This is a genomic window from Bradyrhizobium sp. NBAIM14, assembly GCF_020193895.1.
In the GTDB taxonomy this organism is placed as follows: Bacteria; Pseudomonadota; Alphaproteobacteria; order Rhizobiales; family Xanthobacteraceae; genus Bradyrhizobium; species Bradyrhizobium yuanmingense.
The window spans coordinates 69,443-84,209 of the sequence record NZ_JADYVQ010000022.1 but is presented as its reverse complement, the minus strand read 5'-3'; the positions used below and the strand labels follow the sequence as shown (position 1 = coordinate 84,209).

The 14,767-nt window shown below is 64.9% G+C and carries 14 protein-coding genes; 4 read left to right on the top strand and 10 right to left on the bottom strand.

Annotation, left to right across the window (positions count from 1 at the left end):
• Positions 1 to 94 precede the first annotated feature (94 nt).
• Both I6F28_RS32540 and I6F28_RS32535 read left to right on the top strand, forming a co-directional pair.
• Positions 95 to 3,070 (top strand): FAD-binding and (Fe-S)-binding domain-containing protein, encoded by a 2,976-nt coding sequence (locus I6F28_RS32540; RefSeq protein WP_225142928.1) that lies wholly within the window; start codon positions 95 to 97, stop codon positions 3,068 to 3,070.
• Positions 3,063 to 3,491 (top strand): GlcG/HbpS family heme-binding protein, encoded by a 429-nt coding sequence (locus tag I6F28_RS32535; protein WP_109143030.1) that lies wholly within the window; start codon positions 3,063 to 3,065, stop codon positions 3,489 to 3,491. Before I6F28_RS32540 ends, I6F28_RS32535 begins: the two co-directional genes overlap by 8 nt.
• 212 nt (positions 3,492 to 3,703) lie before the next feature.
• Here the strand turns inward: I6F28_RS32535 and I6F28_RS32530 are convergent, their stop codons facing one another.
• Together I6F28_RS32530 and I6F28_RS37925 are read right to left on the bottom strand one after the other, a co-directional pair.
• Complete coding sequence (locus I6F28_RS32530) at positions 3,704 to 4,486, bottom strand: enoyl-CoA hydratase/isomerase family protein (protein ID WP_036007523.1); 783 nt, start codon at positions 4,484 to 4,486, stop codon at positions 3,704 to 3,706.
• A gap of 161 nt (positions 4,487 to 4,647) precedes the next feature.
• Positions 4,648 to 4,875 carry a hypothetical protein gene (locus I6F28_RS37925; protein WP_524536127.1) on the bottom strand — a complete coding sequence of 76 codons (228 nt, stop codon included), beginning with the start codon at positions 4,873 to 4,875 and terminating at the stop codon, positions 4,648 to 4,650.
• Positions 4,876 to 4,891: 16 nt separating this feature from the next.
• Here I6F28_RS37925 and I6F28_RS32525 point away from each other — a divergent pair, with 16 nt between their 5' ends.
• The gene (locus I6F28_RS32525; protein WP_524536126.1) at positions 4,892 to 6,031 is read left to right on the top strand and encodes a caspase family protein; all 1,140 of its coding nucleotides are present in this window, start codon (positions 4,892 to 4,894) and stop codon (positions 6,029 to 6,031) included.
• Here I6F28_RS32525 and I6F28_RS32520 read toward each other — a convergent pair.
• The 8 genes from I6F28_RS32520 to I6F28_RS32490 all read right to left on the bottom strand — a co-directional run bounded on the left by I6F28_RS32520 (position 6,004) and on the right by I6F28_RS32490 (position 14,295).
• Positions 6,004 to 8,130: a molybdopterin oxidoreductase family protein gene (locus I6F28_RS32520; RefSeq protein WP_225142926.1), complete on the bottom strand. Its 2,127-nt coding sequence runs from the start codon at positions 8,128 to 8,130 to the stop codon at positions 6,004 to 6,006. The two genes, I6F28_RS32525 and I6F28_RS32520, sit on opposite strands and share 28 nt — an antisense overlap.
• Before the next feature lie 165 nt (positions 8,131 to 8,295).
• Positions 8,296 to 9,102: an SDR family NAD(P)-dependent oxidoreductase gene (locus tag I6F28_RS32515; RefSeq protein ID WP_225142924.1), complete on the bottom strand. Its 807-nt coding sequence runs from the start codon at positions 9,100 to 9,102 to the stop codon at positions 8,296 to 8,298.
• A gap of 22 nt (positions 9,103 to 9,124) precedes the next feature.
• Positions 9,125 to 10,417 (bottom strand): TRAP transporter large permease, encoded by a 1,293-nt coding sequence (locus I6F28_RS32510; RefSeq protein ID WP_036043893.1) that lies wholly within the window; start codon positions 10,415 to 10,417, stop codon positions 9,125 to 9,127.
• On the bottom strand, positions 10,408 to 10,959 hold the full coding sequence (locus I6F28_RS32505) for a TRAP transporter small permease (protein WP_225142922.1): 552 nt from the start codon (positions 10,957 to 10,959) through the stop codon (positions 10,408 to 10,410). Before I6F28_RS32505 ends, I6F28_RS32510 begins: the two co-directional genes overlap by 10 nt.
• Before the next feature lie 65 nt (positions 10,960 to 11,024).
• Positions 11,025 to 11,996: a TRAP transporter substrate-binding protein gene (locus I6F28_RS32500; protein WP_036043896.1), complete on the bottom strand. Its 972-nt coding sequence runs from the start codon at positions 11,994 to 11,996 to the stop codon at positions 11,025 to 11,027.
• 300 nt (positions 11,997 to 12,296) lie between these two features.
• Positions 12,297 to 13,025 (bottom strand): Crp/Fnr family transcriptional regulator, encoded by a 729-nt coding sequence (locus I6F28_RS32495; protein ID WP_036007486.1) that lies wholly within the window; start codon positions 13,023 to 13,025, stop codon positions 12,297 to 12,299.
• Positions 13,026 to 13,358: 333 nt separating this feature from the next.
• The gene (locus I6F28_RS37560) at positions 13,359 to 13,487 is read right to left on the bottom strand and encodes a hypothetical protein (RefSeq protein ID WP_275970700.1); all 129 of its coding nucleotides are present in this window, start codon (positions 13,485 to 13,487) and stop codon (positions 13,359 to 13,361) included.
• 94 nt (positions 13,488 to 13,581) lie between these two features.
• Entirely contained in the window at positions 13,582 to 14,295 is a 714-nt protein-coding gene (locus I6F28_RS32490; protein ID WP_225142920.1) for a helix-turn-helix domain-containing protein, read from the bottom strand.
• A gap of 150 nt (positions 14,296 to 14,445) precedes the next feature.
• Here I6F28_RS32490 and I6F28_RS32485 point away from each other — a divergent pair, with 150 nt between their 5' ends.
• The gene (locus I6F28_RS32485; protein WP_225133147.1) at positions 14,446 to 14,763 is read left to right on the top strand and encodes a c-type cytochrome; all 318 of its coding nucleotides are present in this window, start codon (positions 14,446 to 14,448) and stop codon (positions 14,761 to 14,763) included.
• Positions 14,764 to 14,767: the final 4 nt, after the last annotated feature.

The window sequence follows — 14,767 nt, the reverse complement described above, 5'->3', positions numbered from 1 at the left end:
GCTTGCTCATTTTGCATTCACAATATAGTCGGTCAGGAACCACAATGAATATCCCAGCAAGGCTGAGCCTCGCCGGGTCAGTCCGGGATCAGGGATGACGAACGCCTCCTCGCTCGAACGGCGCCTGCGGTCGGAATTGACCGGCGACGTGCTGTTCGACGGCTTCAGCCGCGGCCGCTACGCCACCGACGCCTCGTTCTACCAGATCATGCCGGCTGGCGTGGTGGTCCCCAAGACCATGGACGAGGCCTTGCGGGCGCTGGCGATTGCGCGCGACGAGGGGCTGAAGGTCACCCCGCGCGGCGGCGGCACCTCGCAATGCGGCCAGACCGTCAATGACGGCCTCGTGGTCGATCTCTCCAAGCACCTCAACCGGATCCTGTCGCTCGATGTCGAAGCCCGCACCTGCGTGGTCGAGCCTGGCATCGTGCTCGACGACCTCAACCGCCAGCTCAAAAAGCACGGCCTGTGGTTTCCGGTCGACGTCTCCACGGCCTCCCGCGCCACCATCGGCGGCATGGCCGGCAACAATTCCTGTGGCGGCCGCTCGCTGCGCTACGGCACCATGCGGGACAACACGCTGTCGATGGAGGCATCGCTCGCCGACGGCACGCTGAGCCGTTTCGGTGAGGTCGCGCGCGATCTCTCCGACCTCGAGGCCGGCGACAGCACCCGCGCCCTGTTCCGCGACATGCTCGACCTTGGCACCCGCGAGGCCGACGAGATCGCCGCGCGCTTCCCAAAGGTGCAGCGGCGCGTCGGCGGCTATAATCTTGATGCGCTGGTGCCGCGCAATGCACCGAACAACATGGCGCATCTGTTGGTCGGCTCCGAAGGCACCCTCGCCTTCACCACCAAGGTCGAGCTGAAGCTTTGGCCCGTGATCCGCAACAAGGCGCTCGGCGTCTGCCATTTCGGCAGCTTCTACGAGGCGATGGATGCGGCCCAGCACCTCGTCAAGCTCAAGCCGATTGCGGTCGAGCTGGTCGACCGCACCATGATCGCGCTCGGCCGCGACATTGCGATGTTCGCACCCGTCATCTCCGCGGCGATCAAAGGCGATCCGGATGCCGTGCTGGTGGTCGAATTCGCCGAAGAGGACCAAGCCGACAACCTCGTGCGCCTCAAGCAGCTCGGTGAGCTGATGGCGGATCTCGGCTTTGGCTGGAACAACGACACGCGCAAATGGGGCGGCGTGGTCGAGATCACCGAGCCCGCGCTGCAGAGCGGCATCGCCGATTTCCGCGCGGCCGGCCTCAACGTGATGATGTCGATGAAGCAGGAGGGCAAGCCGGTCTCCTTCGTCGAAGACTGCGCGGTGCCGCTGCCGCACCTCGCCGACTACACCGCGCGGCTGAACGAAGTCTTCGCCAAGCACGGCACCAGCGGCACGATGTACGCGCACGCCTCCGAAGGCTGCCTGCATGTGCGCCCCGTTCTGAACCTGAAGCTGGAGAAGGACGTCAAGGCGATGCGCGCCATCGCCGAAGAGGCCTTCGCCCTGGTGCGCGAGTACAAGGGCTCGCATTCCGGCGAGCACGGCGACGGGCTGGTGCGCTCCGAATTCCACGAGGCCATGTTCGGCGAGCGCCTCGTCGCCGACTTCAGGGAGGTGAAGCAGCGCTTCGATCCTGCCGGCCTGCTCAATCCCGGCAAGATCGTCGATGCGCCCAGGATGGACGACCGCTCGCTGTTCCGCTTCAAGCCCGACTATCGGGTCGGCGAGCTGAAGACGAAGCTCGACTGGTCGGCTTATCCTGGCGCCGGCGGCGGTTTCCAGGGCGCGGTCGAGATGTGCAACAACAACGGCGCCTGCCGCAGACTCGAGGGCGGTGTGATGTGCCCGTCCTATCGCGCCACGCGCGACGAGAAGGACGTTACCCGCGGCCGCGCCAATACGCTGCGGCTTGCGATCTCCGGCCAGCTCGGCCCGGATGCGCTCTCTTCCGACGAGATGATGGAGACGCTCAAACTCTGCGTCTCCTGCAAGGCCTGCCGCCATGAATGCCCGACCGGCGTCGACATGGCCAAGATGAAGATCGAGGTGCTCGCGGCGCGCGCCGCCAGCCGCGGCCTGACGCTGCGCGACCGGCTGGTTGCATATCTGCCGCGCTATGCCGGCCTTGCTTCGCGCTTGGCACCGCTGGCTAATTTGCGCAACGGCAGCCCGCTGCTGCGAAAGCTGTTCGAGCGCTTCGCCGGCATCAGCGCGCGCCGGGCCCTCCCCGCCTTTCGCCGCGATGTGTTCGTGCCGCCGTCCGAAAGCGTCGGGCCTACGGACGGTCGCGAGGTCGTGCTGTTCACTGATACCTTCAACCGCATCTATGAGCGCGAGAATCTCGACGCCGCGCTGCGCGTGCTCACGGCCGGCGGCTATCGCGTGCATCTGCCAAAACTTGCGAGCGGCAACCGTCCGCTGTGCTGCGGCCGCACATTCCTGTCAGCCGGGCTCGTCGACGAAGCCAAGGTCGAGCTCGACCGGCTGGTCTCGGCTTTCGCGCCATACGCGGCGCGCGGCGTGCCGATCGTCGGCCTCGAGCCGAGCTGCCTCCTGACGCTGCGCGACGAGCTCGCTTCACTGCGCAAGGACGACGAAGCCAAGGCGGTGGGCGCCCACGCGCTGACCTTCGAGGAGTTTCTGGCGCGCGAGGCAGAGGCCGGAAGGCTGCAACTGCCGCTCGGCATCGTCGCGGACAAGGCCGTGGTGCACGGCCATTGCCATCAAAAATCCTTCGGCGCCTTCAAGCCTGTCGAGCAGGTGCTGAGCCTCATCCCAGGCCTTGAGGTTAAGACCATCGAGTCGAGCTGCTGCGGCATGGCCGGCGCCTTCGGCTATGGCGCGGACACGTATGATGCCTCGATCGAGATGGCCGAGCTGTCACTGCTGCCGGCCGTGCGGAAGGCTGACCGGAATACGCTCGTCGTCGCCGACGGCACCTCATGCCGGCACCAGATCCACGACGGCGCCCAGCGCGAAGCACTTCACGTCGCCCGCGTGCTGGCCATGAGCCTCGATCGCGCCAAATCCAACGCCACCTCTCCAGCTGCAAAGGAAACCAGCCATGGCTGATCTCACCCTCGACACCGCCCGAAAAATCCTCGAAGCCGCCTTCGCGAAAGCCGGCGAGCTCAAGCTGAAGCCGCTGGTCGTCACCATCCTGGACGCGCGCGGCGTGCTCAAGCTCGCGGCGGCGCAGGACGGAACCAGCCTGATGCGCGCCGAGATCGCGCATGGCAAGGCCTATGGCGCGCTCGCCATGGGCATGGGCTCGCGTGCTCTGTTCCAGCGCGCGCAGGAGCAGGCCTATTTCGTCGATGCCGTGAACACGATCGCGAAGGGCGCGCTGGTACCGGTCCCCGGCGGCGTGCTGATCATGGATGGCACCACCCTGCTCGGCGCGGTCGGCGTCTCCGGCGATACGTCCGACAATGACGAAGCCTGCGCGGTGGCGGGGATTCAGGCGGCGGGACTGAAGGCGAACGCGGGGTGAGATTGTCATTCCGGGGCGCGCCCCTTGGCGCGAGCCCGGAATCCATTTCTCCGCATCACTTGCTGCACGATGGATTCCGGGCTCGCGCTACGCGCGCCCCGGAATGACGGCGGAGGATGCGGCTACATTCTCGTTCGTGCCGCCCTGGGTCCCGGCTCTGCGCAGCGACGCCGACGCGTTGCGGCGCGTCCGGGATGCGAGAGCGGATCCCCTCACCTCCCCGTCCAGACCGGCTTCCGCTTCTCGCTGAACGCTTTCAACCCTTCCTTGGCGTCCTCGGTCATCGCGAGCAGTGCGATCTGGCTTTCGGTATAGGCGATGCTCTCGTCGAACGACATCGAGGCGATCGCGCGCATGGCGTATTTGCCGCGGCGGATCGCGGTCGGGGATTTGTCGACGATGCGGGCGATCAGCCAGTCAACCTTGGCATCTAACTCGGCGGCCGGCACGATGTAGTTGAGCAGGCCAGCGGCCTGCGCGGCCCTGGCGTCGAACGGCTCGCCCGTGAGCGCCCATTCGTTGACGAGACGGGGCGGAGCGATGCGCTGCAGCAGGCTCAGCACCTGCATCGGGAACACGCCGACCTTCACCTCCGGCAGGCCGAAGACGACGTGATCGGCCGCAACCGCCATGTCGGTCATGCACAGAAGGCCCATGCCGCCGGCCATGCAGACACCACTGAGGCGCGCAATCGCGGGCTTGGTGGCGTTCTGTGACAAACGTAACAGATCGGCATAGTCGACATTTGGTTTGGAATGATCCATCGCGAAAGCCGCGCCGGAATTCTGCAAGTCGGCGCCCGCGCAGAACGCCTTGTCGCCCGCGCCCGTCAGCACGATGACGCGGACGTCCTTGTCCTCATGCGCGTCGCGATAGGCTCTTGTGATCCCGGCGATGACCTCGCCGTTCAGCGCGTTGCGTTTCTCCGGCCGGTTGATGGTGATCCAGAACGCCTGCCCGCGCTTCTCGGTGATGACGGCTGTGGTGTCGGTCATGACATGCTCGCTCGCTTGGTCCCGTTTTGCAGCCATTTGCGGCAGGACCGGCGGCGCGCGCAAGGGCAATCTGCAGGGTCGCCTCACCATAGCGTGTGGGCGCAACTTCCGCTTCGCGATTGAACTGGGGCTTGCGCGCGCTATCCTGACCGGAGATTTGATCACCGATGAGCCATTTCATGCGCGCCGCATTGATGTTGTTGCTGGCAGGATTGGTCGTGCTGAGCGGCGGCGCCGCATGCCATGCGGCCGACGCCGCGAAGATCGCGCTGGTGATCGGCAACGCGAAATATCCCGACAATGAGTTCGTCCTGAGCGAGGTCGCCAACGATGCCCAGGACGTCGCTGAGGAATTGAAGCGGCGGCTTCGTCGTCGACAGGCAGAGCAATCTCACCGGGGATGCCATGCGGCAGGTGCTGGGCCGCTTCTACGACCGCATCGAGCGCGGCGCGGTGGCGCTGATCTTCTTCGACGGCTTTGCCATCCAGTCCAACCGTCAGACCTATCTGCTGCCGGTCGACGCCCAGATCTGGACCGAGCCGGACGTCTCGCGCGACGGCTTCAGCCTCGACACCATCCTCGCCGAGATGAACACGCGCGGTGCCGCCATCAAGATCGCGCTGATCGACGCCTCCCGCCGCAATCCGTTCGAGCGGCGCTTCCGCCGCCATTCGGCCGGTCTGGCGCCGGCGATCGTACCGAGCAATACGCTGGTGCTCTACTCCGCCGCGCTCGGCGCGGTCACGGCGACCGGCAAGACCGATCGCAGCCTCTTTGTCGCCGAGCTGCTGCGCGAAATGCGCGCGCCGAACATCAGCGCCGAGCAGGCCCTGACCAACACCAAGAACGGCGTGGTTGCCGCCACCAACCGCGAACAGGTGCCCTGGCTGTCCTCCTCGCTGACGACGGAGTTCTCGTTCGCAGGCCCGGCGACGCGGCCGCGGGATGACGCGGCCAAGCCACAGGTGCAGACACCCGAGCCGCAAAAGCCGGTCTGCGAGGTACCGCAGGCGGAGCCCGCCCCGAATGCGGACGAGTTGGCACGAGATCCCGTCCTCGCCGATCTCAGCCGCAGGATCACCGTCAACGCCAACGATGTCACCTCGCGCTACAAACGCGGCCAGGTCTACGCGATCAAGCGCGCCTATGCGCTCGCGATACAGGATTTCGACGCGGTGCTCCGCCGCGCGCCCAAGGACGCGGAAGCCCTAAACAACCGCTGCTGGAGCCGGGCTGCGACGGGCGACCCGCAAGGCGCGCTCGCCGACTGCAATCTGGCGCTCCAGATCAACCCGGGCTTGAGCGATGCACTCGACAGCCGCGGGCTCGTCAACCTCAAGCTCGGGCGCAATGCCGAGGCGATCAAGGATTATACCGACGCGATCCAGCGCAACCCGCGCTCCTCGTCCTCGCTGTTCGGCCGCGGCATCGCTGCGCGCAGAAGCGGCGGCGACGGCGCCACCGATATCGCGCAGGCGAAGTCGATGAACCCGAACATTGCAAAGGAATTCGCGGGCTACGGCGTCACGGAGTGCACGCCTTGAGCTGAGGCCGCCTTCCTGATCCAGACTTTATTATCGTGGAACGCCGCGCCGCCGATCGGCGCGATCGTATCTGCGCCCGTCAACGTGTTGATGCCGCGGCCGCCGATATGGTTGCTGTTGGGATGAACGGATTCGGCGATCAGGACACCGCGCCGCACGCCCTCGAACAGCGTCGCGATCAGCGTGGTCTCGCCGCGGCCGTTGCCGAGCGTCACCGCATCGGCATCGGCGATGCCGAGCGCGGCGGCGTCGAGCGGGTGGATCATCACGCTGGCCCGGCCCTCACGCGCCTGCGAGGACGGCGTCTCGTTGAAAGTGGTGTTGAGGAAGCTGCGCGAGGGGCTGGTCGCAAGCCGGAACGGATGGGCCCGGTCGGCGAGCTCGATCACTGCCCAATGATCCGGCAGACCAGGCATCTTGTCGTAGTCGCCCATGGTGACGCCGAACGGCGGATGCGCCCAATCGGCTTTGAAATGGAACTTGCCGTCGGCGTGGGCGAAGCCGTCGAGATAATGCGAGGTGCGGAAATCCGGCTGCAGGTCGCGCCAGATGTCGGCTTCAAGGCCAGCGATGTCGCCATGATTGCTCAGCCTCAAGGTCGCGTCGATCAATTCGCGCGGGCTCATCTCGAAGCCCGGATGCCTGGCGCCCAGCCGCGGCGCCAGCGCCTGCAACACCTCGTGGTTGGAGCGGCATTCGCCCGGCGGGTCGATCAGCTTCGGCCCGACCGAGATGTGCTGATGGCCGCCGCCATAATAGAGGTCGTCATGCTCCATGAACATGGTCGCCGGCAGCACGATGTCGGCCATCTGCGCCGTCTCGGTCATGAACTGCTCGTGCACCGCCACGAACAGATCCTCGCGCGCAAAGCCCTGCCGGACCAGCGCCTGCTCCGGCGCCACCGTCATCGGATTGGTGTTCTGGATCAGCAACGCCTTGACCGGGCCCTTGCCCTGCAGAGCTTCGGCATCGCCGGTGAGGATACGTCCGATCTGCGACTGGTCGAGCGCGCGGGTGGTCTTGTCGATCGCGTCGTGGCCTTCGATGATGGATTCGTTGAAGTGCCACAGCGCGTAATTGTTGAAGAAGGCGCCGCCGCCTTCATACTGCCAAGCGCCGGTCACCGCGGGAATGCACAGCGCCGCATGCATCTGCGTCGCGCCGTTGCGCGAGCGGGTGAAGCCATAGCCGAGACGGAAAAAGGTCCGCTTGGTCTCGCCGACGGCCTTGGCGAAAGCCTCGATCTCCGACACCGGAACGCCGCAAATCGCCGAGGCCCATTCCGGCGTGCGCGACTTCAGATGCGCCTCGAGCTCGGCGGGGCAATCGGTATACTTGTCCATGTAGGCTCGGTCGGCGTAGCCGTCGCGGAACAGGACATGCATGACGCCGCAGGCGAAGGCGCCGTCGGTGCCGGGCCGCAGGATGATCCTGATGTCGGCCTGCTTCATGGTCTCGTTGTCGTAGATGTCGACCGCCGCGATCTTCGCGCCGCGCTCCTTGCGGGCGCGCGAGGCGTGCGTCATCACGTTGACCTGAGTGTTGACGGGATTGGTGCCCCAGATCACGACGAGATCGGACAGCGCCATCTCGCGCGGGTCGACGCCGGCGATCTTGCCGGTGCCGATTGCAAAGCCGATGCGCGCAACATTGGCACAGATGGTCTGGTAGAAGCGCGAATATTTCTTCACATGCGTGAGACGGTTGAGCCCGTCGCGCATCACGAGCCCCATCGTCCCCGCGTAGTAATAGGGCCAGATCGATTCCGCACCGAAGTCGCGCTCGGCCGCATTGAATCGGTGCCCGATCTCGTCCAGCGCCTCGTCCCAGGAGATCCGCGCGAACTGACCTGAACCCTTGGGGCCGGTGCGGCGCAGCGGATAGATCAGCCGCTCGGGATGATGGATGCGCTCGGCATAGCGGGCGACCTTGGCGCAGACGACGCCGGCGGTGTAGGTCTGCTTCTTCGAACCGCGGACGCGGCCGATGCTGCGGCCTTCGACCACCTCGACATCGAGGGCGCAGGCCGAGGGGCAATCATGCGGACAGGTCGAATGGCGGATCTCGATCTTCGCGTTGATCTTGGCGTGCTGGTTCATGTCCCAGTTCGTAACACCAAAATACCGGCCAGCCGAGCGCATTTATCCGGCAAGCCCCATGCGATTTGCTCAAGCCGCGCGCGCCGGAGCTTCCTGCTGCGGTTGCGAAGGAGGCCTGCCAGTGAGCCGCGCGACGTGCAAGCGCAACCCGAGCTACATCCTTTGCTATTTGTGCAACTGGGTGAGACCGGTCGGCGGGCCGTCGACGGCGGTCCAGCCGCCGTCGACGAACAGCGTGCTGCCGCTGACATAGCTTGCGGCATCCGAGGCGAGATAGGCGACGGCGGTCGCGACCTCGTCGGCGCTGCTCCAGCGGTTGAACACGGTGTGGCCGGCGTAGAGATTGTAGATGTCGGGGCGCTGCTTGAAAGGGCCGGTCAGCGCGGTCTCGGCGATGCTCGGGGCGATCGCATTGACGCGCACGCCGGCGTGCCCGACCTCGGAGGCAAAGCCCTTCACCAGCAGGCCGATCGCCGCCTTGGTCGAGCCGTAGATGCCGAGGCCGGGCTCGATGGTCACCGCGCGAACCGAGGAGCAGGCGATGATGCTGCCGCCCTTCTGCGCGACCATGATGCGGCCGAAGGCCTGGAAGAAAAAGACCGTGCCCTTGACGTTGAGGTTGAGGACGCGGTCGAGATCCTCCTCGGTGTAGTCGAGGATGGTCTTGCGGATGTTGAGGCCGGGCGTCGTCACGGCGATGTCGAGCCGCGGAAACTTCTGCATCACGGTTTTCGCGAGTGCATTGACATCCGCGGCGCTTGCGGCGTCGCAGCCAGCTGCTTCCGCCCAGCCGCCCTTGTCGCGAATGCCGGCGGCGGTCGCCTCCGCTGCGTCGAGCGCGCGATCGGCGCAGACGACACGGGCGCCGAGATCCGCAAGCGCTTCGGCCGACGACTTGCCGATGCCGGACGCGGCGCCGAGCACGAGCGCGGTCTTGCCGGTGAGATCGAAGAGCTTGCGATAGTCCGTCACTGACAATGTCTCCCTGGTGCTGCTAGCCCTTGTAGCCCATCAGGAGGCGCGGCAGCCACAGCGAGAATGCAGGGACATAGGTCACGAACATCAGTGCTGCGATGAGCGCAGCATAGAACGGCAGGATGGTGCGCATCACCGCGCCGACCGAGATGCCGCCGATGGCGCAGCCGACGAATTGCGTCGTTCCGACCGGCGGCGTGTTGAGCCCGAGGGCGCAATTGATCAGCATCAGCATGCCGAACTGCACCGGGTCCATGCCCGCCTTCATCGCGATCGGCAGGAAGATCGGGGTGCAGATCAGGATCGTTGCCGCCATGTCCATGAACGTGCCGAGCACGAACAGGATGATATTGATGAGCAGGAAGATCACCCAGGGCTGCGTCGACAACTTGTTCATCATCGCGCCGGCGAGATCCGCCACCTCGTAAAGTCCCATCAGGTACTGGAACATGGTGGAGACGCCGATCAGCAGCAGCACCACGCCGGTCGTCTTCACCGCCTTGGCGGCGGCGCGCAGGAAGTTGCCCCAAGTCATGGTGCGATAGATGAAGAACGTCAGCAGGATCGAGTAGGTGACGGCGATGGCCGCCGATTCGGTTGCCGTGAAGACGCCGGACAGGATGCCGGCCAGGATGATGCCGACGATCAGAAGCCCCGGCAGCGCGGCCGCCAGCGAGCGGACCACCTCGGCCCAGCCCGGGAACTTGCCGGCGGGATAACCGCGCCTCACCGCGACCGCGTAGGCGGCAACCAGCATACAGACCATCAGCACCAGCGCCGGCAGGAGACCGGCGGCAATCAGCGCGCCGATCGAGACCTTGCCGCCGGCCGCCAGCGCATAGATGATCATGTTGTGGCTGGTCGGCATCAGGGCTCCGACCAGCGAGGCATGGGTGGTGACGTTGACGGCGTAGTCGGTGTCGTATCCCTCCTTCTTCATCATCGGGATCATCACCGCGCCCATCGCCGACACGTCGGCCACGGGTGAGCCGGAGACGCCGCCGAACAGCGTGCACGCGACCACGTTCGACATGCCGAGCCCGCCGCGGATGTGCCCGACGAGATTCTTGGCGAGTTGCACGATCTTGTCGGCCACGCCGCCATGCAGCATCAACTCACCGCTGAAGACGAAGAACGGAATGGCGAGGAAGGAGAAGATGTTCATCCCCGACATCATCTGCTGGAAGATGACGGCGACCGGCAGGCCTTCGTAGAGGATGGTGCAGATGGCCGACAGGCCGATCGCGAAGGCGACCGGTACGCCGAGGATCAGAAAGCCGAAGAAGGTGGCGCCGAGGATGATCAGTTCCATGAGGGGACGACCTCTTCGCCGCGCAGGAGAGCAATGATGTGCTCGATGGAAAACGAAACGATCAGGACGCCGGAGGCGAACAGCGGCACGTAGCGGATCACCTCGGGCAGGCCGAGATTGGGGATCTTCACGGTGCCGACCGACGCGCCGAGGATCCAGCCGTTATAGGCCATTGCGAGGCCGAACCCGGCGACCAGAACGTGGATCACGATCTCGATCTTCTCCCGCGCGTGATCGGGGAGCATGACCAGCAGGCTGTCCATGCCGATATGCCCGGCATCGCGTACGCCGACGGCGGCGCCGATCAGCGTGACGTAGAGGATCAGGACCAGCGCCAGGTTCTCCGTCCAGGTCGGGCTGGAGTTGAGCACGTAACGTCCGAACACCTGGTAGAAGACGATGGCGACGATGACGAGCAGGCCTGTCACCGACACGTACATGCCAAGGCGCGCGATGGGGGCATTGACCCGCGACAGCAAGCCGGTGGACGGGCGTGTTGCTACGGCCCCCTGCTCGTGACTTGCGACGTGTGGGTCTGTCATCCCGCGCCTCCTTACGGGATCCGGTGCCGCCTGGCGGCGACGCCGGACCCGGTTCCCGAATTGTCTTACTTCGTGTCCTGGATGCGCTTGACGAGGCTCTGCAGCTTCTCGTTCCCGGCGAACTTCTGGTAGACCGGCTTCATTGCATCGACGAACTCCGCCTTGTTGCCGATCGTGACCACCTGAACGCCAGCGGCCTCGACGGTCTTGCGGGCGGCCTGCTCGCGCGCGTCCCAGAGCTTGCGCATGACGGGCACCGATTCCTTGGCTGCCTTGCGGACCATCGCCTGGTCCTCCTTGCTCAGCGCGTCCCAGACCTTTTTCGAGATCACGAGAACTTCGGGCGCGAGGGAGTGCTCGGTGATGTTGTAGAACTTGGCGGCTTCGAAGTGCCGGGAGGATTCGTAGGACGGCCAGTTGTTCTCGGCAGCGTCGACGAGGCCGGTCTTGAGCGCGGTGTAGACCTCGCCATAGGGCATCGGCGTCGGGTTGGCCCCCAAGCTCTGGATCATGCCGACCCACAGGTCGGATTGCTGGACGCGGATCTTCAGGCCCTTCAGATCGGCCAGCGATTTGACCGGTCCCTTGACGGTATAGACCGAGCGCGCGCCGCTGTCGTAATAGGCAAGGCCGACCAGGCCCGCGGGCTCCATGGCTGCCAGGATCTCATCGCCGATCGGACCGTCGAGGACGGTGCGCATGTGCTGCGTGTCCCTGAAGACGAAGGGCAGACACAACGCGATAGTCTCGGGCACGAAATTGTTCAGCGGCGATGCATTAATCCGCATCATGTCGAGCGCGCCGATCTTGAGTTGCTCGATCGTGTCCTTCTCCGAGCCTAGGGCGCCGTTCGGAAACACCTTCACGCCAAGCTTGCCGCCGCTCGCCGCCGCGAGTTGCTGGCCCATGAACTTGACCGCCTCGACGGTCGGATAATCGGCGGGGTGAACGTCAGCCGAGCGGAAATCGCGTGCAGTGGCCAGGGGTGCTGAGACCGCCAGTGCAACGGCTGTGATGATACCGGTGAGCGTCTTCATGTGGGCTTCCTCCTGGGTTGATTGAGATCGATTATATCGTTGTCGGCCCGGCTGCAGGCCGCCTTGGGTCGCTCCGCTTCAGGTGTGAAGTCAAGCGCCAATGTCGTCCCTAGGGCGGGCGGCATTCTCTGTCCAAGCCAAATCCGGCATCGATCGATGCAAGACTTGCATCAATCGATTCCTGGCCCAATTCGCACTATGGTGGGTATGGCGGCCTGGCTCGACGTCGCTAGCCCGTGACTTGACGCCTCCAATCGAGGCTCCGCGCGGTCGCCAGCATCGACGGTTAGGCCGACGGCGTCACTCGCCGCCGAGGCCACTCTCGGCAAGCTCGCGCAGCGCGTCCGTATCGAGCACGACGATGGCGCCGTGCTCGAGGCGGACCCAGTTGCGGCCGGCCCAGGCGCGCAATTGCTTGTTGATGCTCTCGCGCGTCATCCCGACCATCTCGCTGATCTCTTGCTGCGTGATGGCGAGCGTGCCGCTGCCGGAATCCAGCTTGCGCTCTTCGGTGAGACCGAGCAGTGCACTGGCAAGCCGGCCCGGCAGATTCTGCAGGATCACCTGCTCGACCTGCTGACTGGTCCAGCGCAGACGCGCGCACAGCAGCTCGATGAACTTCATCGCCAGCGCCGGCTGGCTCTTCACGAACGGCAGGAAGTCCCGGCGATCGATGACGTAGAGCTCGCAATTGGTATTGGCGGTCGCATCCGCCGACCTGGGCGCGCCGTCGAGCACGGCGATCTCGCCGAAGATTTCTCCGGGGCCGATCAGATTGAGAATAGCGTTCCGCCCATCAGGCGATGAGGAGGAAATCTTGACTGTCCCCGCGATCACCGCGAACAGACTGTTGCCGGGATCGCCCTTGGCGGCGATCGTCGCGCCACGCTTGACGGTGGTGTGCTTGGCGTAGCGGCAGAGTTGATCGAGCGCTTCCGGCTCCAGATCCGCGAAGATCGGGTGCTTGCGCAGGACCGATAGTTTGTTGCCCGCCGGTTGTCGGGGATCGCCGGTCTTGTCCTGAGGCACGCCGCGGGGCTCCTAAGACTACGAGGCACTGAGTTCCTGCGTAGTCAACGTTACCAGGCATTTCAACCGGAAAGCACGCGCGCGATTTGAGGCAAATGCCACGAAAAGGCCCGTAACGAGGAAGTCAGCAGCCAAAAGCTGCGGCGATGCTTCCTTTTCGACGCAGAGTTGCGGATTACGCAAACCGCGATTGCGTCGAGACGCTGCCGAGGGCCAGCGCCCGCCCAGGCGAGCATCGACCCTGGCGCGCCGGACTCGGACCTAAACCTAGACTTGGACTTGGACTTGGACCTGGACCTGGACTTGGACCTGGACCTGGACCTGCAGAAGGCTTCAGTGCCTGGAATCCGGATCAAGCCGGCCCGCCCTGGTTTGCCGGTCAGCCCAGGCCAGAACTGCGGCGAACACCACAAAGATCGCGACGACGACAACGGTCACCAGCAACGCGTCAGCAGGCATCATCCCCTCCCGGATTTGTGTCCGGCAGTATTTTGCGGAGCATGGCCAGCGTCATTGATCGGGATCAAATTCTGCCGAAGACGCCGTGGACGGGAGGTCAGGCTGCGGCCATGGCCTCGACACGGGCCGGGTCGAGCATGCTGATGCCGCCGTGAATGATCTCGATCACGCCGAGACGCTCAAGCTTGGTAAAAGTGCGGCTGACGGTTTCGATGGTCAGGCCGAGATAATCGGCGATGTCCTGACGGCTCATCGGAAGCGCGACCATGTCGGACGGACCGTTGAGCGCGACCAGCCGCTCACGCCAGCCGAGCAGAAAGGTCGCGACCTTCTCGTCGGCCGAGCGGCGTCCGAGCAGAACCATGTGGTCGCGCGCCTGGCTCAACTCGCGAATGGCCAGCTCGTTGATGCGCCTGAGCAATTGCGGCCGGTCTTCGATGAAACGGCCGAAAGGCCCTTTTGGGAATTGGCACACTTTCACCACGCCGATCGAATCGGCCGAAAAATTGTGCCGGCCGGACAGATTCATCCCGAGGAAGTCACCGGGCAAGGCAAAGCCGACGATCTGCCGCCGGCCGTCAGGCAGCAGCTTGTACAGCCGCATGACGCCTTCGAGGACGTTGTAGAACGAGGTCGTGATGTCTTCCTCGGAAAACACGGTCTCGCCCGAATCGAAATGGACGCGGCGGCCGAGATGCTCGAACTCCCGGAGTTCGGCTGCATCGAACGACGAGCAGACCGCCGCTCCACGCACGGCACAATCGTCGCAATGATGTCCGTTCGGCTCACTCGTGACCACGGAAGGCTTCATCCATCGCTCCCCACGCCGGCCGCTCCCGACGTCAGGCCGAGTCCACCGCGCGGCTGCATTTTACTGCACCGTGCCGCAGCCGATTGACCCAGATCAAATTTGGCTGGCATCCCGCTCTTATTCTGCGTCCACGTTCGACGGGATGATTCCATGCTGCAAAGAGCACTGCGTCACGGCCTGATTGGGCTGCTTCTGATCACGCCTGCGCTCGCGGCCCCGGCCGCCGAACAACGCGGCAAGGCTTTCGCCCGAGCCAATTGCGCACGCTGTCACGCGATCGACCGCGCCTCCAAGAGCCAGCTGGAGATCGCGCCTCCGCTACGCACCCTGCATCGGCGCTATCCGATCAACAGCCTTGGCGAGGCGCTGGCCGAGGGGATCTCCACCGGACATGCCGACATGCCGGCCTTCGAACTCAGCCCGGACCAGATCCACGACCTGCTGTCCTACCTGAAGACGCTGGAATAGTCGC

Excerpts from the sequence above, each read along its gene's own strand:
- I6F28_RS32540 (WP_225142928.1), top strand. The coding sequence starts at position 95 with ATGACGAACGCCTCCTCGCTCGAACGGCGCCTGCGGTCGGAATTGACC.
- I6F28_RS32535 (WP_109143030.1), top strand. The coding sequence starts at position 3,063 with ATGGCTGATCTCACCCTCGACACCGCCCGAAAAATCCTCGAAGCCGCC.
- I6F28_RS32530 (WP_036007523.1), bottom strand. The coding sequence starts at position 4,486 with ATGACCGACACCACAGCCGTCATCACCGAGAAGCGCGGGCAGGCGTTC.
- I6F28_RS32525 (WP_524536126.1), top strand. The coding sequence starts at position 4,892 with ATGCGGCAGGTGCTGGGCCGCTTCTACGACCGCATCGAGCGCGGCGCG.
- I6F28_RS32520 (WP_225142926.1), bottom strand. The coding sequence starts at position 8,130 with ATGAACCAGCACGCCAAGATCAACGCGAAGATCGAGATCCGCCATTCG.
- I6F28_RS32510 (WP_036043893.1), bottom strand. The coding sequence starts at position 10,417 with ATGGAACTGATCATCCTCGGCGCCACCTTCTTCGGCTTTCTGATCCTC.
- I6F28_RS32505 (WP_225142922.1), bottom strand. The coding sequence starts at position 10,959 with ATGACAGACCCACACGTCGCAAGTCACGAGCAGGGGGCCGTAGCAACA.
- I6F28_RS32500 (WP_036043896.1), bottom strand. The coding sequence starts at position 11,996 with ATGAAGACGCTCACCGGTATCATCACAGCCGTTGCACTGGCGGTCTCA.
- I6F28_RS37560 (WP_275970700.1), bottom strand. The coding sequence starts at position 13,487 with ATGATGCCTGCTGACGCGTTGCTGGTGACCGTTGTCGTCGTCGCGATC.
- I6F28_RS32490 (WP_225142920.1), bottom strand. The coding sequence starts at position 14,295 with ATGAAGCCTTCCGTGGTCACGAGTGAGCCGAACGGACATCATTGCGAC.
- I6F28_RS32485 (WP_225133147.1), top strand. The coding sequence starts at position 14,446 with ATGCTGCAAAGAGCACTGCGTCACGGCCTGATTGGGCTGCTTCTGATC.